Here is an 18,867-nt window from a genome sequence, read left to right on the forward strand (position 1 = left end):
GCCAGCCCGCTCAGAGATGTGGATAAGAGACAGGTCGAGAACAGTGGAGCGCTTTCCCGCCGGCACCGTAATTTCCAGATACCGCATATTGGGGTCACACGGGACCGCCCGATAGTCCCACGGGCGGCAGTGGACGGGTGCCCGTCAGTTGTCGGTCCCGAGGATTCCGCAGGCGATCGCCTCGGGCTCGACGAGTTCCTCGCCGTCGACCGCGTCGGGGTGCAACAGGAGGATCGTGTCGTCAGGCATCTCGTCCTCGATGCGAACGCGGCAGTCGAGTACCGTCTCGAGTTCGTCGATGTCGTCGATGTCGAACTCCCGCTCGCAGAGCAGTTCGGCGTTGGCCCGCGAGAGGACGAAGACGAGTGCGCCCGGCTCGAGGTGCTCGCTCTCGGCGGCCTCGAGCAAGTTCTCGAGGGTGTCCGAAGAGACTTCCTCGAACGAGCGGATCGTCACCCGTTCGGTGTCCGACCCCGGCGCTTGCTGTGACTGCGTGCGGATGCGGGCGGTCAGTTCCTCGAAGTCGGTTTCAGCGTCGAGACGCGGAGGCATGCGTCGTGCTCTGGGGTCGCCGGGCTTTAGCGTGTGGCCGGCCAGTTCCGGCGGTCCGTCTCCGGTATCACCGCACCCGACAGTCACTCCCACCGCAACAGCGGTTTTTACGCACCGGTGGTGTACGAAGCCCGATGTCGACGATAGCCGACCTCCGGCTTCCGGCGGCGGAAAGCGCGCTGGCGACCACCTTCGAGCGCGCGTCGACGGCCACGTTCGAACTCGAGTCGTCGGTTTCGAAGACGCGCCCGTCGCTGTGGGTGTCCGGCGTCGATCGCGAGACAGCCGATGCCGCCTTCGCGGCCGACCCCTCGGTCGCGGCCGCCGACCTCCTCGTCGAAACGGAATCGCGGCTGCTGTACGACGTGACCTTCGCCGAGGGGGCGGGGACGAACCGGCTCTGGGACGACCTGCTCGCGGACGGCGGCTCGCTGCTCGAGGCGCGAGCGAGCGACGGCTGGTGGCAGATGACGGTCCGCTACCGCGACCGCGACACGCTCTGTGACGCCTACGATCGGCTGGTCGACCGCGGCGTCAACGCCGATCTCCGGCGGGTGACCGACGTGACCGACGCCGACGACCGCGAGACGCGGCTCACCCCGGAACAGCAGGAAGCACTCGAGGCGGCCCTCGAGTACGGGTACTTCGAGATCCCGCGGAGTATCTCGATGGAGGAACTGGCCGAAGAGCTGGGGATCTCCCATCAGGCGCTCTCCGAGCGGTTCCGCCGGGCCTACGAGACGCTGGTCGACGCCGAACTCCAACCCGCGGGCGAGGGTACCCGGTTCGAGTGACAGCCGGCTCGGCCGCCGATCGCCCGCGAGGAGACGGAAGACGACCCAATCGTTATTTGGGTGGCTTGCGTTCGGACCCACATGGCTGACCTGCTTTCCGACGAGGAGATCGAGGCGCAACTCCCCGCCGACTGGGACCGCGAGGGCGACGAGATCGTCCGGGTCTACGAGTTCGACGACTACCTTCGCGGCGTCAACTTCGCCCAGATGGTCGGCGAAATCGCCGAAGCGCAGTTTCACCACCCCGAGATCATCATCCGCTACGCCGGTATCGAGATCCGGCTGACCTCCCACGAGGAGGGCGGGATCACGGAAAACGACATCGAGATGGCGGAACTGATCGAGTCCGAGCACGACGCCTGATCCGGACGCGAGAGACACAACACCGAAATCGATCTGCAACGGGCGTAGACTCCACGATGGACGCAAACTATACCTTTCGCGTTCGGTTCCGCATCGAACCCACAGTGCCGTTCGTCTCCCTCGAGTCGGGCAGCGCCGAGACGACGGTCACGCTCTTTCGCGACGCGCCGGAGCCGGGCACCGAGGGCTGGCTCTTCTTCCGCAACACGCTCTGGCGCGGCGAGGTGTCCGACGAGGAGTACGGCCGGCAACTCGCCGCGGAGTGGCTCGGCGTCCCCGAGCGGACCGTCGAAGCCGTCGACTTCCGCGAACTGCAGACCGACGAGGGCTATCTCGAGGCCCTCGAGTCAGAAATCGCGGCGGATCTCGAGCTATTCAAGGCCGATAGCGTCTCCGAGGTGCTCTCGAAGTATCTGGGCTCGAGCATCCGCGTGACCGATTCGTCGTAACAGTAGATCGTAGCGCGATTTCGTTACTCGGAATCCACTCCGGAACTGAATCGGGCGCAGTTCGGCCACTACACGTGCGAACCGAACTTTTGCGCTGCGGGCGCGACGGAGTCGCGCCCTCGGCAAAACTTCGATGAAAAGCACAGCGTCACCCCCTCAGCCGCGCCGCTGGCGCGGCTTCGAGGATTCCTTGGCCCGCTCGCTCACGCCGTTCGCTCGCGGCTGCTAGCGGTAACGTCTCCGCCTATCCTGAACGCGATTTTCACGTCCCACTCCGAATAAGAAAACCGTGCTACCAACTACTGGTAAGTGTGTCAAGACTCGGCTCGAGTCCGGGTTCTCGCGTCACTCGATGTCGTCGTGAGTCAGTAGCCGCCGCGTTCGCTCACTGTTGGGCTCCTCGTACGTGACGACCTCGAGGAGGTTGCCGTCCGGATCGAGGAAATAGAATCCCTCGAACTCCGCCCAGTCGTAGGGCCCCTGTTTCGGGAACTGCCCGTCGAGGTCGGCCACCAGCGAGTCGTAGGTCCCGCGGTCGGTCTCGAACGCGAGGTGGGCCTTGTCGAGCGGGTGCTCGAGCCCGCGCTCCCCCCAGTTCTCGGCGCGACCGGTTTCGGCGAGCGTGACGACGGTTTCGCCGGCCCGGAACATCGCGTGTTCGCCTTGAAAGTCCGCGGGCGGCCTGACCAGTTCGAGGTCGAGGGTGTCGCGGTAGAACTCGTAGCAGGGCTCGAGGGCGTCGACATCGACGTTGATGTGATCGACGGCGTCCATGCGAACATCCACCACGGGCGGCCCCAATATACTATCCGTGGCGGCCGCTCCGAGTCAGTCTGCGAACCGACCGCTCTCGCTCGAGTTGGCCTTCCGCAGCCGACACGCGTATCGGCTGCGTCAGTCCTGATCGACCGCCGACGGCGTTCGCCGCCAGTCGGGCTCCTCCCGCGGCGGTGCGAGGACGCCGATGCCGACCGCGTCCTCGTCGGTCCGATTTTCGGCCCCGTGGCGCTCGTTGCTCGAGAACATGTACGCGTCGCCGGCCGTGAGCGGGTACTCCTCACCCTCGACGATCGCGGTGAGTTCCCCCTCGAGGACGAACCCGATCTGTTCGTTCGCGTGCGTGTGAGCGGGCAGCGTGGCCCCCGACTCGATTTTCCAGTAGACCATGCCAGCTTGCTCCCCGGCGGGAAGGTCCGCGAGGGCAACCCCGTCGGCGACCGCCTCGAACTCCGCGCGCCCCGTCGATATCCGTTTCATGGGAACGGGGCTCACTCACCACGCCTGCACTCATAAACGTACCATGAAAACGTTTTAAGCCGCTCTTCGGTGTGGATTGGTCCATGTTAGCAGACCAATCGATCCGGCTGTTCCACCTGCCGTTCTCGTTTATGCTGCCACAGACGGTGGCGGCCGAACGGGGCTACTACCGCGAGGAGGGACTCGCGGTCGAGCTCGTCGAGCGGGAGAGACGCGACGTCTCGGTCAAGTACATCCCCGCCGAGGAGACGCTGACGGGCGACTACGACGTGGATCTCTACCCCATCTGCAAGTGGGAGAGCATCCGTCGGACGTGGGACATGGACGACGGGCGGGTCGTCGCGAACGGGACCTTCGCGAACCTCCCGTACACGGTCTTTACTCGCCCCGAGTCCGCAATCGAGTCGCCGGCCGACCTCGCGAACGTGCCGGTCGGAGTCAATCTGCGGACCGGCCAGGAGTACACCGCCCGCAAAGCGCTCGAGGAACACGTTTCCCCCGACGAGATCACCCTCGTCGGCTGCGGGATGCCGACCGACCGCCTGCGGGCGCTTTACGAGGGCCGCGTCGACGCCGTGACGCTCATCGACCCCCACAGCACCCTCGCGGACCACCTCGGATTTCGGCGACTCCTCGAGTACGACAACCACATGGGGATCGTCGGGAGCGAGGACATCGACCGGGACCTGCTCGAGGCGTTCCTGCGCGCCTACGGCCGCTCGGTCGCAGACATCAACGCGACCCCCGACGCCTTCCGCGGGACGTACCTCGAGATGCTCGAGGCCGACGCCGCGGTCGCGCCCGACCTGTTCGAGGACGTCGACATCGCGGCCGTCCGCGAGGAGATCACCGTCCCGCGGTACGAGGTTCCCGACCCCGTCGACCGCGAGGAACTCGACGATCACCTCGAGTGGATGCGCGAGCGCGGACTGATCGACGAGAACGCGGCGATCGACGACATCGCCGCGCCGTTGTAAGCGGTTCCGGCGTTTCACCCCCACCGACCGATCCACTCCCACTCATGACCCAAATCGACATCAGTTCACAACAGGCCGCGATCGACGAGTATCAGGGCGACTCCGGCGACCGCCCCGTCCTGCGGGCGCGATTCGAACACAACGGCAGCCCGCGGTACATGCTCTATACGATCAAGCGGTTCGGCTACGATCACGACCACGGCTTCCATCTCGACCTGCGACTCGTCTCCGACGAGTTAGACGAGGGCCGGGAGACCGTCGAGGCGAAACTGCAGGCGGGCGACGCCGACCTGATCGACATCGACTACATCTCGACGGCCCGCGAGCGCGCCGACGGCGCGCCGATCGTCGCCTTCCACCCCTACGGCCAGACCGTCGGCGGCCTCGTCGTCCCCGACGACTCCGAGATCGAGGGCCTCGCGGACCTCACCGGCCACCGGATCGGCGTCGTCAGACGCCTCGACAAGAACTGGATCCTCGTCCGGGCGGCCTGCCGGGCGGCCCACGGCTTCGATCCCGACGAGACGGCCACGCCGGTCGAGGCCGGCTCGAAGGTCGAACTCACGCGGCTGCTCGAGGACGGCGAGGTCGACGCCATCCTGCAGTTCTGGCAGATCGTTCCGGAAATCGTCGAAACCGGGCCGTACCGCGAGGTGCTGCCAATGTCGACGCTGGTCGATCGCCTCGCCGGCACCGAATCCGACGCCGATTGTCCCATCCCCGTTTCGACGTTCCTGACGAGCGAGGACTACCTCGCCGCCCATCCCGACGCAGTGCGCGGGTTCACGGGCGCGTTTCAGGACGCCGTCGAGCGATTACAGCGCGACGATGGCCTCTGGGACGAGATCGGCGAGCGGCTCATGTACGAGGACGACCCCGCGGTCGTCCGGGCCGTCCGCGATCGGTGGCGCGAGATGGTCGTCGCCGACTGGGACGAGTCCACCGTCGAGGGGATGGAACGGCTGTTCGATCACCTCGAATCGGTCGCCGGCGCGGACGCACTCGGCGTCGCGGAACTCCCCGAGGGGCTGTTCCGCCCCGAACTCGAGGTGGAGGCATGACCGACGCGGCCCTCTCGTTCCAGCTCAATTGGGAGCCGAACGGCTTCCAGTCGCCGTACTTCCTCGCCCGCGAGGCGGGGTTCTACGAGGACGAAGGGCTCGAGATCGAGTTCGTCGAGGGCCACGGCTCGCCGTACGCGGCCGAACGCGCCGCTCGCGGCGACGCGGATATCGCACTCGCCGGCGCGAGCGCCGTCTTGGCCAAACAGAGCGAGGAGTTCGACCCGCTCGCGGTCGCGGCGGTGACCCAGAAGACGCCGGCGGCCGTCTACACGCTGCGGGATGTCTTCGGCGAGGCGCTTACCGACCCCGAACAGCTCGCTGGCCGAACCGTCGCGCCCTCCGCGACGAAGACACGGATTCTCACCGCCCAGTTGCTCGAGGACGCGGGCATCCGCGACGAGGTCGACCTCCTCGAGGTCGATCCGCACACCCATCACCGCGTCCAGCACAAGGTGATCGACGGGACGGTCGACGCCGCGGTCGGCGTGGTCACCAACGGGATCGAAATCGGGCGGGAGCACGACCGGACGCCCGACGAACTCCCGATCGGCGAGCACCTCGATATCTACGGAATGACCCTCGTCACCGGCCCCGAGTTCGCCGCCGAGCGCCCCGAGACGATCCGATCGTTCCTCCGGGCGACCGCCCGCGGCTGGGCCACCGCGACCCGCGATCCGGAGCGGGCGATCGACGTGCTGGTCGACCGCAACGCTACGCTCGAGCGCAACCGGGAGATCGAACGACTGAAGTTCGAGACCGCTGCCCACCAGCTCCAGTTCACGCCGTACGTCGGGACCCACGGCTGGGGCGCACAGGACGGGGAGCGCTGGCGGCGGTTGGGCGAGACGCTCTCGGAAACGGCGCTGCTCGAGGGCGAGATCGATCCGGACGCGGTCTGGACCGACGAGTTCCGGCCCGCCGACGAGCCGCTCGTCGCGGAGTACGCCGACCGCGTTCGGCCGACGGCGGACTGACCGGACCGCCGGTCGCGGCTCGGTTTCGTCGGTCGGGTCGGCTTCGCGGGCTCGGTTCGGGCGACAACCATTTACTCGAGAACACCCTATTCCTGCGTCCGAATGGTGCTCGAGCGCGACTACGACTTCTGGCTGCTCGATCTCGACGGCACGCTCGTCGACGTCGAGTGGTCCTACACTCGCGACGTGTTCGACCGGGTCGGCGACCGGGTCGGCCGCGAGTTCACTGACCGGGAGGCGGATATCCTCTGGAGCGGCCTGACCGGCTCTCGCGACCGCCAACTCGAGGAGTGGGGTGTCGACCCCGTCGAGTTCTGGGAAGCCTTCCACGACGAGGAAGACCCCATGGTCCGAGCCGAACAGACCTACCTCCACGAGGACGCGGCGTTCGTCGCCGACCTCGAGGTGCCGGTCGGGCTGGTTACCCACTGTCAGGAGTTCCTCGCCGAACCCGTCCTGGACCACCTCGGGATCGGCGACTGGTTCGACGCGCGCCTGTGCTGTACCGAGGAGACGGGCTGGAAGCCCGATCCGGGGCCGGTTCAGTCGGTCATGGCCGACCTGGGCGTCGGCCACAACGGCCACCGGGGCGTGCTCGCGGGCGACGGTGCCTGCGACGTCGGCGCGGCGTGGAACGCTGGCCTCGACGCGATCCATGTCGAACGGGTCGGCCACGAGCGGCGGGGCCAGTGCGTCCTCGGCGACTACCGTGTCCAGTCGTTCGCGGAACTGTACTGAGCGATCGACACTCGAGAGCGCCGGCAGCGGGACCGGCATCGGACCCCGCTCGAAGACGCCCCGACGATATTTCAAGGCCAGTACCCTTTTCGATCGATGGCGGACCGTCCGTATGGAACTCGACGGCACGGACCATGCGATCCTCTACCTCCTGCAGGCGGAGAGTCGCGCGGATTTCACCCACGACGAGATCGCCGAGTGGGTCGACGTTTCTTCGAGCACCGTCAGTAATCGCATTCGACGGCTGGAAGACGAGGGGGTCCTCGAGAGTTCGATCCGGTAATCGACTACGAGAAGGCGGGTGCGCCCCACCACATTCTGTTCGTCTGTACGGCCCCGATCGCCGACCGCAGGGCCCTCTGTGAGCAGACGATCGACCTGTCGAACGTCGTCCACGTTCGCGAACTGCTGACCGGATCGCGGAACCTACACGTCGAAGTCGTCGGTATGCAGGCCGGAGACATCGAGACGACCGCCGAAGAATTGGACGCTCTGGGCCTCGAGAGCGAACACTCCCCGACCCTCAGAAGGGAGTACAGCCGCCCGTCCGATCACTTCGGCTACGAACTCGTCGACGAACCGGACTCGGAGTGAGAACGGCCAATTAATACGTGCGGAGATGGCTCGGAATGGACCAATCGTTCCTTTTGTGGATTGCGACCAGAACCGATCTTTCCTGCTGGCCAACTGCAATGAGAAATACCACTATACTTATACATATTACCGGCTTTACTCGGATAATGGATTCACAGCACTCCAATCGAGTCGCCGACGATGCACAGACGCCAGTGTCGATTCGCGTCGTCGAAGCGGTCGCGAAACGAGACGGAATCGACCCGCTCGAGGTCTCGCCGCCGCTTCACGACGCGATCGATTCGACCGCGCTCGATAATCTCTTCGCGCCGACCCGCTCCGGGACGCGTGACGCCGGCTCCGTGTCGTTCACCTATCGCGGACACGGCGTTCGCGTCGAGAGCGATGGCCGGATCGAGTTCGACTCCGAGACCGAAAGGGATTCAGGAGTTCGGTCGGAGACAGAGTCACGATGAAGTACTGCCTCGACTGCGACTGGAGTCTGAACGCGGCCGACGAACCGTCCCAGCGCGACCGCTCACAGGCGGCCATCGATCACCACGTCGAGACGGGACACACGATCGACTCGAGCGAATCGATCGTCCGCCCGACCGCGCCCGACGTCCCCGGGTCGGTTCTCGTTCGCGATCTGGTCCCCTCGAGCGACTGAGCGGTCGATCGTCCCAGAACAGACCCGCGCGGCCGCGCTACTCGTAGTGTTCCTCGAGGTAGTCGACGATATCCTCGCTCTCGTAGAGTTGTTCTCCGCGGTCGGTATCGACGAGGAACGGGATCGCGTCCTCGCCGCCGAGGTCCGTCATCGCCCGCTGGGCCCACTCGTTGAGCACGTCGCCGCCCTCGTGGCCGGGCCGCCGGGGGTTGTGAATCACGTACGAGACGCCGAGATCCGTCAGTTTCTCGCGGACCGTACTGCTGTGTGGACAGCCCTCGGCCTGATAGAGTTCGAGCATCAGGGCTTCCGACCACGCCGGGTCGTATAACCGTTGGCCGCGCACCGTCCGGCGATCACGATTGGTAACCGATTCGCGGTATTCACCCATTCTTACCATTCTATCGACAGGAAAGCTTATGCCGGGATACTCGGGTTATCGGAGCATGGCACGCGATCAACCGGTACAGAACCGGACCGCCGCGGCTGCAACTGACAGTACACTTCCAAATCTCGTGACGATCGTCGGACGGGGTGTCCCTTCGAACTACGAGATCGCCGTCGATGGCGACCTCGAGATGCTCGCCGACGATCCCATCGCCGAGGGCACCGTCATCGCTGGCAGCGTCGCCGAGGGTGCAATCGACGTCGGCGTCCAGCGCTTCCGCTTTTCGGGCCAGATGGCGAACGTCCGACTCGTCGACTGGAACGGCAACGAAGCGCCCGACTCCGCGAGCGTCCCGACGGTCCACGTCGAGTACGGCGCGCCGAATCGGTAACTTCGAAGCGGTCGACTCCGGGGAGGGGTTTCTGCGGCTCCGTACAGTTCGATTACACACTCCAGAGCGCCAGCAGTGCGACCGCTGTAGAGAGTAGCGCGCTCGAGTCACGACGATTCGAAAATCGGCTCGCCGGAGCGGTCGCCCACCGACCGATCAGTCGTCGTCGGTCGCGCCGATCCCCGCGTCAGCGTTGGCGGTGATGGCCGACGGCGGCGCGAGCGGGCCGTCGTCGGCGTCGAACTCCGGATTGAACAGTTGGAGGGCAGTGTGGATGGTGCTCCAGTCGTCCTCAGCCGCTGCCTCGCGCAGACTCTTGGTCGGCGGGGCGAGCAACTGGTTGACCAGCGCGTCGGCCATCGCTTCGACGACCTCACGTTGCTCGTCGGAGACGTCCTCTCCGAGGTTCGAGAGCGCGGTCTCGACCTCTCGTTCCTTGATCCGCTCGGCGGACTCGTACATCGCCGCGATCGCCTCGTCGGCGCGGGCCCGTTTGTACTGCTCGGTCAACAGGTCGAACTCCGCGTCGATCATCGCCTCGACCTCGCGGGCCGCGTCAGCCCGCTGCTCGCGGGTCTCCTCGGTGATCGACTCGAGGTCGTCCAGATCGAAGACCCGAACCGACGGCAGTGCGTCGGCCGCCGGGGAGACGTCCCGCGGCTGGCCGAGGTCGATGACCACCCGCTCGGTCTCGGAGGGCGTCGCCGCATCGGCTTCGTCCTCGAGCTGCCGGGGGCCGAGGATCGGCTCCTCGCTGCCGGTCGCCGTGACGACGACATCGGCACGGGGCGCGACGGTATCGAGCGCCTCGAGCGGCGTGGCCGTCGCGTCCGTCTCCTCCGTCTCGTCTTCGATGTCGCTGACGAGATGTTCGGCGTGGGCGACGGTCCGGTTGGCGACGACGAGTTCGCCGACGCCGGCCGAGGCGAGGCTGCGGGCGGCGACCTGTCCCATCTCGCCGGCACCGACGACCAGCGCGGTCGCCCCCTCGAGGCCGATTTCGGCGGCGGCCCGCCGCGTCGCGGCCGAGCCCAGCGAGACGACGCCCTCGTTGATCGCCGTTTCGGTGCGGGCGCGCTCGCCGACGTGGATCGCCTTCGTGACGGCGGCCTCGAGCATCGAGCCGATGCCGCCGGCGTCGCGGGCGTCCTCGTAGGCGGTTCGGACCTGCCCGATGACCTGGTCCTCGCCGAGGATCACCGACTCGAGGCCGGTGGCCACCCGCAGCAGGTGCTGTACGCTCGCGTCGTGGTCTGTCGTGACGACGGCATCGTCGTCGATCCCGGCGAAAAACTCCTCGAGGGCGGCCCGACCGACGGCGTGGTCGGCGGCGACGACGTACGCCTCGACGCGGTTACACGTCGAGAGGACGTACGCCTCCTCGATAGCGGGGACGGTCAGGAGTTCCTCTACGGCGGCTTCCTGACTCTCCGGGCTGGCGTCGGCCAGGTGGTCGACGCTGCCGCTCTCGTGGGTCACTCGCGCGGCAGTGACGACTCCGGTCGACATCACTCCCCATCACCCCCAGTCGATAGTTCCTCGCCGAGCACGTCCTCGATCACTTGACGGTAGTTAGAAGCACCCGTACGTAAAGCTGTCCAAACATCCGGAGAATTGACGACATCTGTAACGATCTCTCGTCGTCGAGCGGCCGGCACGTCCCGCGATTTGAGTTCCTCGCGCAGTCCCGCGCAGGCGCGGGCCATCTCGCCGGCCCCGTCGACCGTCTCCTCGAGTTCCTGTCGCAGATACTTGCTTAGGGCGGGTGCCGTGCCGCCGGTCGCGACCGCGACGGTAACGGGGTCCTCGCGTACGGTCGCGGGAACGACGACGCTATCTACCTCGCGGTCTCCCGATCGGTCCGCCCGGTTGACGAGCGTCCCTCGATCACGGGCCGCGTCCGCGACGGCCCCGTTGACTGTCGCGTCGTCCGTCGCGGCGACGACCAGGGCGGGCGCGGTCCGCTCGAGCCACGCCGGAACGTCGGCGGCGGCGGGCGCGGCTCGGATCAGGTCGGCGTCGCCGAAGCCCCGATCGGCGAAGGCCGGACTGACGACGATCACCCGCGCCTCGCGGGCGAAGCGTCGGGCCTTCCGCGCCCCGACGGGCCCGCCGCCGAAGATCAGCACCGTCTCGTTCGTGAAATCGTGCAGAAGTGGAATCATTGGAGATAGTATGTCCGTACGGCGTCGCTACTGCTCTCTGGTGTTCGCGTCCGCTCGCGCTGCCATCCGGATGCCGGTCTTCTTCAGTATTTGCGTCGAGTGCAAGGTGTCCCAGTCATCGGGAGTTACGTTCCAGTATTCCTCCATCCGTTCCCGAACTTGTTCGACCCGCTGGCGGCTCTCTTCCTCGCTGCGGCCGTGGGTCATCGCGAAGAAGTTGTACGGCCAGACCCCCTCGTGGCGCGGCCGCTGGTAACAGTGGGTGACGAACGGCAACGCGGCGATCTCGGGGCCCACCTCGGGGACGACCTCGTCCGGGACGTTCCAGACCGTCATCCCGTTTTCCGTATACCCCAGCGCGTAGTGGTTCGGCACGACGCCGATCCGGCGGATCTTCCCCTCGCGCTCGAACCGTTTGACCGTCTCGAGCACCCACTCGACCTCCCGTCCGATCGCGTCTGCGATGTCCGCATACGGCGTTTCGGTCGGGGGAAAGCCGTCCTGAATCTCGAGGACGAGATCTCGCTCGGCCGGGGACAGCGTCGTGGCGTCGGTCGGCTCGACATCGGGACCGAGCACCGAACAGTCGACACCGGCGGCCTCGATATCGCCCCCGCCGTCGAGCGGGCCGTCGACGTAGAACTTGGCTTCGACGCGAAACTCGCGTCGTTTCGGTAGGTTGTACGTTTCTTGGCCAGTTTCGTCCTCGATCTCGGCCAGGACCTCCGCGACGCGGTCTTCCTCGGCCACCGAGACGACGAACCAGACGTTCAGATGCGGGTGCTCGCGCTCGTAGTTGTGAGCCACCTCGCGGCGGTCGTTGACGGCCTCGACGATCTCGTCGAACCGGTCCTCGGGGGCGTGCATGGCGACCAGCGTCGCCGCGCCGCCGATCTCCTGGGCGTTGACGAGGGCCCCGAACCGCGAGAGCACGCCGCGCTCGTCAAGGTCGCGAATCGTCTCGAGCAGTGCCGTCGCATCGATGTCGACCCCGTGGTCACGCATGGCCGCCGCGGCGTCCTCGAAGGGCCGTTCCACGACGGGGAATCCACCCTGAAAGGCGTTGACGACCGCCCGTTCGCGTTCGGTGAGGTCGACGTCCGTACTCATACGAAATCCTCGGGACTGACGGTGTATAAGCGAATTGGAACCGTACTCGCCGGGGCTCCGTGCTGTCCGCGCCAGTCGCACGCACCCCAGAAAACACTCGCCCGTTCGACCCGTTATCGTCGCTCTTGAACGTCACTGCAGACCCGATCGCAGGACAGCGTTGCGATCGGTGTGTCGATCGCTTCGAGAGCGACGGGCGTTCACTCGCCTTCGACGCCGATCACGTCGAAGCCCAGCTCGCGAACGTCCTCGAGGATCGCCTCGTGGTCGGCGCTTGCCTTGTAGTAGATGACGATGTCGAAACTGCCCTCCCGCAGCAGTTGCTGGCACTCCCAGACGAACTCCTCGTCCTCGAGGGTCAGTCCCTGATGCTGGTTCGAGGAGAAGTCGGGATCGTCGTTGCCCGAGTGGACGAAGCAGTCTTTCGGATCGTACCCGGAGTGTTCGGCGATGATGTCGCCGACGTCGATCGTCGCCTGCATCATCTTGACGTCTTCCTGCCCGTCGTACTCCGTTCGGACGACCGCCCCGTTGAGGGCGATGTCCCCGGGCTCGAGCAGCGCCTTGGTCCGCCGGTAGAGGTCGTCGTCGATCGCGTCTGGCATTGGGCGGCCGTTCGCAGTCCGAACGGATAGCCGTCACGATTCCCCGTCCGTCAGTCCCGACATACGACGGGATCGGTTCTCACTGTGGACGGGTCACACGCAAGACACATAGTGATCAATGACCTTTTGACGAGCAATGAAGCGGTGGCTCCGTCAGCGCGTCGACTCGGCCTACGAGCGGCTGCTCTCTCGAGAAATCTCCGGTGCGCCGACCCATGTCGCGGTGATTCAGGACGGGAACCGACGGTACGCCCGCAGTCAGGGCGACGACGCCCACGAGGGCCACCGTGCGGGTGCCGAAACGACCGAACGGGTCCTCGAGTGGTGCCAGGACATCGGCGTCGAGGAACTGACGCTGTATACGTTCTCGACGGAGAACTTCGACCGCCCCGACGAGCAAAACGAGGCGCTGTTCGACCTGCTCTGTGAGAAACTCCACGACTTCGCGGACGCCGACCGCGTCCACGACAACGAGGTCTGCATTCGCGCGATCGGCGAGACGGACCTGCTCCCCGATCGGGTCCAAGACGCCGTCGACTACGCCGAACGCCGCACGCAGGACTACGACCGGTTCGTCCTCAACATCGCGCTCGCCTACGGCGGTCGCTCGCGACTGCTCGAGGCCACCCGCGGGGTCGCTGCGGACGTCGAGAACGGCGACCTCGAGCCCGACGAAATCGACGTCGAGGACATCGAACGCCGGCTGTACGACCGGCCGCTCCGGGATGTCGACCTGATCATCCGGCCCGCCGGCGAAGAGCGGACCTCGAATTTCCTGCCGTGGCACGCCAACGGCAACGAGGCCGCCGTCTTCTTCTGTACGCCCTACTGGCCGGAGTTCTCGAAAGCCGACTTCCTCCGGGGCATTCGGACCTACGAACACCGACAGGAGTCGTGGCGACGGACCCGCGCTCGACGCGCGCTAGCCCTGCTCGGGGCCGTCAGCGAACCCGAACTCGCCGAGGCCCGCTCGGTCGTCGACCGGTTTCGCGACTCGCTCCCCTCCTCGGAACGACCCGACGCGGGGGACCTCGAGGCCAACGACTCGAACAGTCGGATCGCGGACTGACCGGACCGCACCATCGCCGCTATCGTCGCCATCACTTTTTCCCACCCCACCCAAAGAGCTTTATCTGTCATTCGAGCAACGATACGTACGATGTCGGCACCGACCAGCGCCCCAGCCATCGACGTCGAGCGGTTCGTTCAGTTCACAGATGTCCCGCTCGACGAGGCGTACGCGCTTCTCGCGAACCCCCGAACCCGCCTCACGCTCCACGTCCTCTCGGCGTGTGAACCACCGCTTTCGCTCGGCGGACTCACCAACGCCGTCGCCTGTCGAGACGACGCCGACGAACACGCCGTTCGCGTTTCGCTCAGCCACGTCGTCCTCCCGAAACTCGAGTCTCACGATGTTCTCGAGTACGACTGTGAGGGAGATACCGTCCGACTCGACAAGCCGGTCGTCGCCGCCGCCGATCCGGTCGCGGAGCTCGCTGGGGTTCCCAACTCGAGTTCGAACGACCCGCCGCGTGATTCGGCCGATTAGCGACCGAAGCGCCGCGACCGATTGCAGTACTCCCGGACCGCCCGCAGAAAGTCCCGCTTGCGGAAGTCACGCCAATTCACGTCCGTGAAGTACAGCTCCGAGTAGACCGACTGCCAGATCATGAAATCCGAGAGTCGCTCCGCGCCGGTCTTGATCACCAGATCCGGTTCCGACGGAAAGACGAGGTGGTCCTCGACGCGCTCGTCGTCGATCTCGGCGGGCGCTAAGTCGCCCGCGTCGACGCGCTCGGCGAGGGTCCGGACCGCGCTGGTGAACTCGTGTTTGCCGCCGAGCCCGATCCCGATCCGGATCGGCGCGTCGGCTCGCGCTTTGTCCTCCGGGCCGCGGACGGCGACCGGCCGCGGCGCGTCGATCGTCTCGAGTTCGCGCTGTAAGGCCGGCACCGCCGCCGCGTCGAGGACGCTCACGTAGACGGTGATCTGCGAGGCGTACTCGATCGCCCACTCGAAGAAGTCGGTGAGCGTCTCGTAGGCACCCCGCTCTAACAGGTCGCGTTCGGTGATCACGAGCGCGACGTGGTCGGGCGGGTCGGCCTCGTGGCGGCGGATCCGAAGGGCCAGATACCGTTCGTACAGTCCCACGCCAGTGACTTTCCCGGCCGGTGCCATACGGGTTACGGGTCGTCGCCGTCGATCCCGGCGGGGAAGTCTTCTCCCCGTTTCGCGCATCTGAGCGGGTCCTACCCGACTCGAGCCGGGTTCACGAAGCTTCAAGTGAACGCCACAGAAAGGGACCGATATCGTGACAGCACCCGTTCGGCGAGCCGGCGTGTTCGCGGCCCTCTGTACGCTCTCGCTCGCCGTTCCGCTCTTCGGTCCTCGCCCCGGGGCCGCGGTCGCCGGCGTCGTTTTGCTGGGTGCCTACGTGATCACCGACGGACCGCTGTTCGACCTCCTCGCGTATCCGGGCGATTACAATGATTCGCGTCTCTACGGCCTCATCACGTTCGTCCTCGCGGGGGTCGCGCTTGGCCTCATGGCGACCGCAGCGTCGATGCCGATCGCCGTCTTCATCGGGACGATCCTGCTCGTCGGCTACGGCAACCTCGGCGAGCAACTCGTCCGCCTCCGGACCGACGACGCGGTCGCCCGCGTCGCCACCTTCTGTCTCGCGGCGACCGGTGCCGCCGTCGTCGGCCAGACCGTCACCCACTCGGTCACCGCGAACGCCGCCGCGTCGGCGCTGCCGGTGATCGTCTTTCTGGCCGCCAGCGGTGCTCTGCTCGCCGCCCTCCTGCGCGACGTCCTGTTGCGCTCCGACGATCCGATCGTCGTCCTCTCGGTCGGCCTCCTGCTCTGGCTGCTCGCGGAACTCGAGCCGGCGATCGGGACCGGCGAAATCGCCGTCGCGCTCGCGGTCACGGTCGCGTTCGGCTACGCCTCCTACGCCCTCGAGACGGCCTCCATCGCGGGGATGCTCACCGGCGTGTTGCTGGGGCTGCTGACGGTCGTCCTCGGCGGCTACGGCTGGTTCGCCGTCCTCATCTCCTTTTTCGCCATCGGCGGCCTCTCGACGAAGTTCCGCTACGACCGCAAGGAAGCCCTCGGCGTCGCCGAGGACAACAACGGGGCCCGGGGCAGCGGCAACGTCCTCGGCAACGCCGCCGTCGCGCTCGCGGCGGTCCTCGGCTACGCCGCCAGCGACGCCGGCTTCCTGCCCCGCGAGCCCGAACTGTTCCTCTTCGCCTTTGCCGGCTCCATCGCGACCGCGATGAGCGACACCCTCTCGAGCGAGATCGGTAGCGTCTTCGAGACGCCGCGGCTGATCACCACCCTCGAGCCGGTCGACCCCGGCACCGACGGCGGCGTCACGTGGCAGGGCGAACTCGCCGGTATCGTCGGCGCGGGCGTCGTCGCCGGCATCACCTACGGGCTCTTCCCCGAGATCGGCCCGCTCGGCGCGGTGGTCATCGTCGCCGCCGGTATCGTCGGCATGACCGTCGATAGCCTGCTCGGCGCGACCCTCGAGGGGTCACTGCTCGGCAACCAGAGCGTGAACTTCCTTGCGACGCTGTCCGGGGCGCTGGCCTGTGCGCTGCTGGTGCTCTCGTTTGCGATGCTCGGTTGAGTAGGGCCCGACGAGCGAACGGCACAAAAATCGAACTCGAGCGGTCGTGCCGGGAACTCGGGACCGCAATCTGGCTCAGTCGTCGGCGGCGGAAAACGACGGCTCCGAGGAGCGGTCATCCGGTGTTCCGTCGGGTCGCCCGCGTCGCGTGTCGGGATCGGGCGGACCGAACTGCTCGTCGATTCGTGACTGGCCGGCCGCGGCGGTGCCGGTCGCCCAAAGGGTCATGAGCGCCCAGACACCGAGGAGCGCGACCGCAGCCATCGGCGGTGGTGTCATCGTGGCGTCGCTCGGGACCGCCGGTATATCAACTCCTCGGACCGGGCCCAGCGACTGAGACGGTTTCCTGTACCGATTTACCGGTGGGGCCGCAGGGCAGTCGCGGTCCCATCGGCAATGACGTACAGTAGACCGTATGAGAGGATGTCGCGATCAGTGCCCGTTCGGCGGCCGTTTCGCGATGTCGTCGATCGCGTGGATCTGAACCCCGGTCGGGCGCTTGGTGAACTGCCCGAGCGAGCGCGCGACGATCCGTTCGACGCCGCGGTCGGCGGCCAGATCCAGCAGCCGCTGGTCGAGAACCGTATCGAGCACGATCGTCGTCGGCACCGCCTCGAGCCCCTCGAGCTCGTCGTAGACATCGGCCGCGTCGGCTTCACCGATCGCCTCGCCGTCGGCGTCGAGGAACCGAACGCGGCCGGTCTCCGACCGGATGATCGCAGTCGCGTGGCCGTAGACGGTTTCGGGTTCGGTCGCTTCGTCGGCCACGGATGCGGATTCGGCCTGAGCCCTTGCACCGGTATCCTCAGCCTCGCTGGCTCCCGTTTCGCGCCCGTCGGTGGACTGCGCCGAGGTTCCCGTCGGCTCCGCGTCCGTTCGTTCGGTCTTCGCTCTCGCCGGCGTTCCGTCGGCGGCATCGGGACCCGTCGCGGCCTCGCTCGAGTCGGCCACCGCGTCACTCGCTTCACTCGAGGCGGCCGCGGACGCCGAACGGTCGTCGCGGTCGCCGTCCGCCTCGTCGCCGATCGCCGGCGGGGCGGGTTCGCCTTCCGACGGCCGCGGTGCCGGCGTCGTACTGCCGTCCGTGGCGGCGACGGCCTCCCGGGGTTCGTTCAGCTCCGAGACGGTCTCGTAGGGGACCTTGTTCCGGAGCGCGGCGAACAGTTCGTGGTGGTCTAAGTCCTCGACGGAGCTGTCGGCGGGGGCGAACGCGACGTAATCGATGTCCCCGACTTGGGCGAGTTCCTCGAGAATCAGGTCCCCGCCCCGATCGCCGTCGAGGAAGGCCGTGACGGTGCGGTGGCGGGTGAGTTCGGCGACCGCGTCGGGGACGTTCGTCCCCTCGACGGCGATGGCGTTTTTGATGCCGTATTTCAGCAGCGTGAGCACGTCGGACCGCCCCTCGACGACGATGATGGCGTCGCTGTCGGTGACGCGGGGACCTGCGGGCAGCCCTTCGTATTCGGTGATATCCTCGACGCGGACCTGTTGGCGGACCTCCGCGAGGATCTCGTCCGAGGACATGATCGTGTCGTCGAACCCCGTCCGGAGGAGTTCCTTCGCGCGGTCGACGACTTCCTTGCGTTTGGCCGCTCGGACGTCCTCGATCTCGTCGACCTCGAGGTCGGCCCGGCAGGGACCGACCCGGGTGATCGTCTCGAGGGAGGCGGCGAGGGTCGCCGTTTCGACTTTATCGAGGCTGGTCGCGATCGTGACGTGGCCGTGGGACTGGCCACCGGTGCTTGCGATTTCGACGTCTATGCGGCCGACTTTACCGGACTGGCGGAGGTCGCGGAGATCGAGGTCGTCGCCGAGCAGGCCTTCGGTCTGACCGAAGATCGCACCGACGACATCGCTCCGCTCGACGATCCCGTCAGCCGTGACGGAGGCGTGAATGAGGTATTTCGACGTGTCTTCCATTGGAGATCTGTCCCCGGGAGGGGCGGTGACGCGGATAGCGTACAGAGACCGATTTATATACGATTTCGGCCGTGGGGTGCAAATAGCTGTTGACCTCCGCAGGTGTTTGTCGAGTGTGGTTCCGCTGCCGGCAACCCTCGAGAGGCGGGGTGCCGCGACGAGCGAATGGCCCGCTCTCGTGACGACAGAAACGCGCCATGCACATCCCCAGATGCTTCGTTCGGCCACCCTGAATCGAAC

The 18,867-nt window shown here is 66.6% G+C and carries 26 protein-coding genes; 15 read left to right on the top strand and 11 right to left on the bottom strand.

The features are described 5' to 3' along the window. Positions 1 to 144: 144 nt before the first annotated feature. The gene (locus C489_RS07765; protein ID WP_006430657.1) at positions 145 to 552 is read right to left on the bottom strand and encodes a hypothetical protein; all 408 of its coding nucleotides are present in this window, start codon (positions 550 to 552) and stop codon (positions 145 to 147) included. Positions 553 to 686: 134 nt separating this feature from the next. Here C489_RS07765 and C489_RS07770 point away from each other — a divergent pair, with 134 nt between their 5' ends. The 3 genes from C489_RS07770 (at position 687) to lwrS (ending at position 2,158) form a co-directional block, all read left to right on the top strand. Then, complete coding sequence (locus C489_RS07770) at positions 687 to 1,346, top strand: helix-turn-helix domain-containing protein (RefSeq protein WP_006430658.1); 660 nt, start codon at positions 687 to 689, stop codon at positions 1,344 to 1,346. A gap of 81 nt (positions 1,347 to 1,427) precedes the next feature. Further along, positions 1,428 to 1,709: a 4a-hydroxytetrahydrobiopterin dehydratase gene (locus C489_RS07775; protein ID WP_006430659.1), complete on the top strand. Its 282-nt coding sequence runs from the start codon at positions 1,428 to 1,430 to the stop codon at positions 1,707 to 1,709. Between the two features lie 56 nt (positions 1,710 to 1,765). Further along, positions 1,766 to 2,158 carry an LWR-salt protein gene (lwrS, locus tag C489_RS07780; RefSeq protein ID WP_006430660.1) on the top strand — a complete coding sequence of 131 codons (393 nt, stop codon included), beginning with the start codon at positions 1,766 to 1,768 and terminating at the stop codon, positions 2,156 to 2,158. Between the two features lie 345 nt (positions 2,159 to 2,503). Here the strand turns inward: lwrS and C489_RS07785 are convergent, their stop codons facing one another. Both C489_RS07785 and C489_RS07790 read right to left on the bottom strand, forming a co-directional pair. Then, on the bottom strand, positions 2,504 to 2,932 hold the full coding sequence (locus tag C489_RS07785) for a VOC family protein (protein WP_006430661.1): 429 nt from the start codon (positions 2,930 to 2,932) through the stop codon (positions 2,504 to 2,506). A 120-nt stretch (positions 2,933 to 3,052) separates the two neighbouring features. After that, a complete protein-coding gene (locus C489_RS07790) occupies positions 3,053 to 3,415 on the bottom strand; it encodes a cupin domain-containing protein (protein ID WP_006430662.1) in 363 nt (120 codons plus the stop codon). Positions 3,416 to 3,498: 83 nt separating this feature from the next. Here C489_RS07790 and C489_RS07795 point away from each other — a divergent pair, with 83 nt between their 5' ends. From C489_RS07795 to C489_RS07820, 8 genes are all read left to right on the top strand, one after another. After that, positions 3,499 to 4,392, top strand: coding sequence for an ABC transporter substrate-binding protein (locus C489_RS07795; protein WP_006430663.1), 894 nt, complete (start codon positions 3,499 to 3,501; stop codon positions 4,390 to 4,392). A 44-nt stretch (positions 4,393 to 4,436) separates the two neighbouring features. Further along, on the top strand, positions 4,437 to 5,453 hold the full coding sequence (locus C489_RS07800) for an ABC transporter substrate-binding protein (protein WP_006430664.1): 1,017 nt from the start codon (positions 4,437 to 4,439) through the stop codon (positions 5,451 to 5,453). Next, positions 5,450 to 6,430 carry an ABC transporter substrate-binding protein gene (locus C489_RS07805; protein WP_006430665.1) on the top strand — a complete coding sequence of 327 codons (981 nt, stop codon included), beginning with the start codon at positions 5,450 to 5,452 and terminating at the stop codon, positions 6,428 to 6,430. Before C489_RS07800 ends, C489_RS07805 begins: the two co-directional genes overlap by 4 nt. 102 nt (positions 6,431 to 6,532) lie before the next feature. Then, positions 6,533 to 7,168: an HAD family hydrolase gene (locus C489_RS07810; protein WP_006430666.1), complete on the top strand. Its 636-nt coding sequence runs from the start codon at positions 6,533 to 6,535 to the stop codon at positions 7,166 to 7,168. 112 nt (positions 7,169 to 7,280) lie between these two features. Then, complete coding sequence (locus C489_RS21875; RefSeq protein ID WP_006430667.1) at positions 7,281 to 7,451, top strand: Lrp/AsnC family transcriptional regulator; 171 nt, start codon at positions 7,281 to 7,283, stop codon at positions 7,449 to 7,451. Between the two features lie 164 nt (positions 7,452 to 7,615). Further along, on the top strand, positions 7,616 to 7,762 hold the full coding sequence (locus C489_RS21880) for a hypothetical protein (protein WP_006430668.1): 147 nt from the start codon (positions 7,616 to 7,618) through the stop codon (positions 7,760 to 7,762). A gap of 146 nt (positions 7,763 to 7,908) precedes the next feature. Then, entirely contained in the window at positions 7,909 to 8,217 is a 309-nt protein-coding gene (locus C489_RS07815; RefSeq protein ID WP_006430669.1) for a HalOD1 output domain-containing protein, read from the top strand. After that, a complete protein-coding gene (locus tag C489_RS07820; RefSeq protein WP_006430670.1) occupies positions 8,214 to 8,411 on the top strand; it encodes a hypothetical protein in 198 nt (65 codons plus the stop codon). The genes C489_RS07815 and C489_RS07820 overlap by 4 nt, the downstream gene beginning before the upstream one ends. A 37-nt stretch (positions 8,412 to 8,448) precedes the next feature. On the opposite strand, the gene C489_RS07825 is transcribed toward C489_RS07820, so the two are convergent. Then, positions 8,449 to 8,712: a glutathione S-transferase N-terminal domain-containing protein gene (locus C489_RS07825; RefSeq protein ID WP_049890724.1), complete on the bottom strand. Its 264-nt coding sequence runs from the start codon at positions 8,710 to 8,712 to the stop codon at positions 8,449 to 8,451. Between the two features lie 145 nt (positions 8,713 to 8,857). Here C489_RS07825 and C489_RS07830 point away from each other — a divergent pair, with 145 nt between their 5' ends. Beyond that, the gene (locus C489_RS07830; protein ID WP_049890694.1) at positions 8,858 to 9,190 is read left to right on the top strand and encodes a hypothetical protein; all 333 of its coding nucleotides are present in this window, start codon (positions 8,858 to 8,860) and stop codon (positions 9,188 to 9,190) included. Between the two features lie 156 nt (positions 9,191 to 9,346). Here C489_RS07830 and hemA read toward each other — a convergent pair whose 3' ends face one another. The 4 genes from hemA to C489_RS07850 form a co-directional block, all read right to left on the bottom strand. Then, positions 9,347 to 10,699, bottom strand: coding sequence for a glutamyl-tRNA reductase (gene hemA / locus C489_RS07835; protein WP_006430673.1), 1,353 nt, complete (start codon positions 10,697 to 10,699; stop codon positions 9,347 to 9,349). Next, positions 10,699 to 11,355, bottom strand: coding sequence for a precorrin-2 dehydrogenase/sirohydrochlorin ferrochelatase family protein (locus C489_RS07840; RefSeq protein WP_006430674.1), 657 nt, complete (start codon positions 11,353 to 11,355; stop codon positions 10,699 to 10,701). Before C489_RS07840 ends, hemA begins: the two co-directional genes overlap by 1 nt. 27 nt (positions 11,356 to 11,382) lie before the next feature. Then, a complete protein-coding gene (gene ahbB, locus C489_RS07845) occupies positions 11,383 to 12,465 on the bottom strand; it encodes a siroheme decarboxylase subunit beta (protein WP_006430675.1) in 1,083 nt (360 codons plus the stop codon). A gap of 200 nt (positions 12,466 to 12,665) precedes the next feature. After that, positions 12,666 to 13,070, bottom strand: a complete 405-nt coding sequence (locus C489_RS07850) for a DUF5778 family protein (protein ID WP_006430676.1) — start codon at positions 13,068 to 13,070, stop codon at positions 12,666 to 12,668. 136 nt (positions 13,071 to 13,206) lie between these two features. Between C489_RS07850 and uppS the strand changes: the two genes are divergently transcribed. Both uppS and C489_RS07860 read left to right on the top strand, forming a co-directional pair. Then, entirely contained in the window at positions 13,207 to 14,139 is a 933-nt protein-coding gene (uppS, locus tag C489_RS07855) for a polyprenyl diphosphate synthase (RefSeq protein WP_006430677.1), read from the top strand. Between the two features lie 90 nt (positions 14,140 to 14,229). Beyond that, positions 14,230 to 14,619 carry a DUF7344 domain-containing protein gene (locus tag C489_RS07860; RefSeq protein ID WP_006430678.1) on the top strand — a complete coding sequence of 130 codons (390 nt, stop codon included), beginning with the start codon at positions 14,230 to 14,232 and terminating at the stop codon, positions 14,617 to 14,619. Here the strand turns inward: C489_RS07860 and C489_RS07865 are convergent. After that, positions 14,616 to 15,221: an undecaprenyl diphosphate synthase family protein gene (locus C489_RS07865; protein ID WP_006430679.1), complete on the bottom strand. Its 606-nt coding sequence runs from the start codon at positions 15,219 to 15,221 to the stop codon at positions 14,616 to 14,618. The genes C489_RS07860 and C489_RS07865 overlap by 4 nt on opposite strands. 160 nt (positions 15,222 to 15,381) lie before the next feature. On the opposite strand from C489_RS07865, the gene C489_RS07870 reads away from it, so the two are divergent. After that, positions 15,382 to 16,707 carry a DUF92 domain-containing protein gene (locus C489_RS07870; RefSeq protein WP_049890695.1) on the top strand — a complete coding sequence of 442 codons (1,326 nt, stop codon included), beginning with the start codon at positions 15,382 to 15,384 and terminating at the stop codon, positions 16,705 to 16,707. A 75-nt stretch (positions 16,708 to 16,782) separates the two neighbouring features. Here the strand turns inward: C489_RS07870 and C489_RS07875 are convergent, their stop codons facing one another. Both C489_RS07875 and dnaG read right to left on the bottom strand, forming a co-directional pair. Then, a complete protein-coding gene (locus C489_RS07875; protein ID WP_086009367.1) occupies positions 16,783 to 16,986 on the bottom strand; it encodes a hypothetical protein in 204 nt (67 codons plus the stop codon). A gap of 153 nt (positions 16,987 to 17,139) precedes the next feature. After that, positions 17,140 to 18,627, bottom strand: coding sequence for a DNA primase DnaG (gene dnaG, locus C489_RS07880; RefSeq protein WP_006430682.1), 1,488 nt, complete (start codon positions 18,625 to 18,627; stop codon positions 17,140 to 17,142). Positions 18,628 to 18,867 lie beyond the last annotated feature (240 nt).

The sequence above is a fragment of the Natrinema versiforme JCM 10478 genome, assembly GCF_000337195.1.
In the GTDB taxonomy this organism is placed as follows: domain Archaea; phylum Halobacteriota; class Halobacteria; order Halobacteriales; family Natrialbaceae; genus Natrinema; species Natrinema versiforme.

What these genes read in the sequence shown, in the direction of transcription:
- ahbB (WP_006430675.1), bottom strand. Translation starts at nt 12,465, where the DNA reads ATGAGTACGGACGTCGACCTCACCGAACGCGAACGGGCGGTCGTCAAC.
- hemA (WP_006430673.1), bottom strand. Translation starts at nt 10,699, where the DNA reads ATGTCGACCGGAGTCGTCACTGCCGCGCGAGTGACCCACGAGAGCGGC.
- C489_RS07785 (WP_006430661.1), bottom strand. Translation starts at nt 2,932, where the DNA reads ATGGACGCCGTCGATCACATCAACGTCGATGTCGACGCCCTCGAGCCC.
- C489_RS07770 (WP_006430658.1), top strand. Translation starts at nt 687, where the DNA reads ATGTCGACGATAGCCGACCTCCGGCTTCCGGCGGCGGAAAGCGCGCTG.
- C489_RS07875 (WP_086009367.1), bottom strand. Translation starts at nt 16,986, where the DNA reads ATGACACCACCGCCGATGGCTGCGGTCGCGCTCCTCGGTGTCTGGGCG.
- C489_RS07775 (WP_006430659.1), top strand. Translation starts at nt 1,428, where the DNA reads ATGGCTGACCTGCTTTCCGACGAGGAGATCGAGGCGCAACTCCCCGCC.
- lwrS (WP_006430660.1), top strand. Translation starts at nt 1,766, where the DNA reads ATGGACGCAAACTATACCTTTCGCGTTCGGTTCCGCATCGAACCCACA.
- C489_RS07850 (WP_006430676.1), bottom strand. Translation starts at nt 13,070, where the DNA reads ATGCCAGACGCGATCGACGACGACCTCTACCGGCGGACCAAGGCGCTG.
- C489_RS07815 (WP_006430669.1), top strand. Translation starts at nt 7,909, where the DNA reads ATGGATTCACAGCACTCCAATCGAGTCGCCGACGATGCACAGACGCCA.
- C489_RS07840 (WP_006430674.1), bottom strand. Translation starts at nt 11,355, where the DNA reads ATGATTCCACTTCTGCACGATTTCACGAACGAGACGGTGCTGATCTTC.
- C489_RS07830 (WP_049890694.1), top strand. Translation starts at nt 8,858, where the DNA reads ATGGCACGCGATCAACCGGTACAGAACCGGACCGCCGCGGCTGCAACT.
- uppS (WP_006430677.1), top strand. Translation starts at nt 13,207, where the DNA reads ATGAAGCGGTGGCTCCGTCAGCGCGTCGACTCGGCCTACGAGCGGCTG.
- C489_RS07820 (WP_006430670.1), top strand. Translation starts at nt 8,214, where the DNA reads ATGAAGTACTGCCTCGACTGCGACTGGAGTCTGAACGCGGCCGACGAA.
- C489_RS07860 (WP_006430678.1), top strand. Translation starts at nt 14,230, where the DNA reads ATGTCGGCACCGACCAGCGCCCCAGCCATCGACGTCGAGCGGTTCGTT.
- C489_RS07825 (WP_049890724.1), bottom strand. Translation starts at nt 8,712, where the DNA reads ATGCTCGAACTCTATCAGGCCGAGGGCTGTCCACACAGCAGTACGGTC.
- C489_RS21880 (WP_006430668.1), top strand. Translation starts at nt 7,616, where the DNA reads ATGCAGGCCGGAGACATCGAGACGACCGCCGAAGAATTGGACGCTCTG.
- C489_RS07810 (WP_006430666.1), top strand. Translation starts at nt 6,533, where the DNA reads ATGGTGCTCGAGCGCGACTACGACTTCTGGCTGCTCGATCTCGACGGC.
- C489_RS21875 (WP_006430667.1), top strand. Translation starts at nt 7,281, where the DNA reads ATGGAACTCGACGGCACGGACCATGCGATCCTCTACCTCCTGCAGGCG.
- C489_RS07800 (WP_006430664.1), top strand. Translation starts at nt 4,437, where the DNA reads ATGACCCAAATCGACATCAGTTCACAACAGGCCGCGATCGACGAGTAT.
- C489_RS07795 (WP_006430663.1), top strand. Translation starts at nt 3,499, where the DNA reads ATGTTAGCAGACCAATCGATCCGGCTGTTCCACCTGCCGTTCTCGTTT.
- C489_RS07765 (WP_006430657.1), bottom strand. Translation starts at nt 552, where the DNA reads ATGCCTCCGCGTCTCGACGCTGAAACCGACTTCGAGGAACTGACCGCC.
- C489_RS07805 (WP_006430665.1), top strand. Translation starts at nt 5,450, where the DNA reads ATGACCGACGCGGCCCTCTCGTTCCAGCTCAATTGGGAGCCGAACGGC.
- C489_RS07790 (WP_006430662.1), bottom strand. Translation starts at nt 3,415, where the DNA reads ATGAAACGGATATCGACGGGGCGCGCGGAGTTCGAGGCGGTCGCCGAC.
- dnaG (WP_006430682.1), bottom strand. Translation starts at nt 18,627, where the DNA reads ATGGAAGACACGTCGAAATACCTCATTCACGCCTCCGTCACGGCTGAC.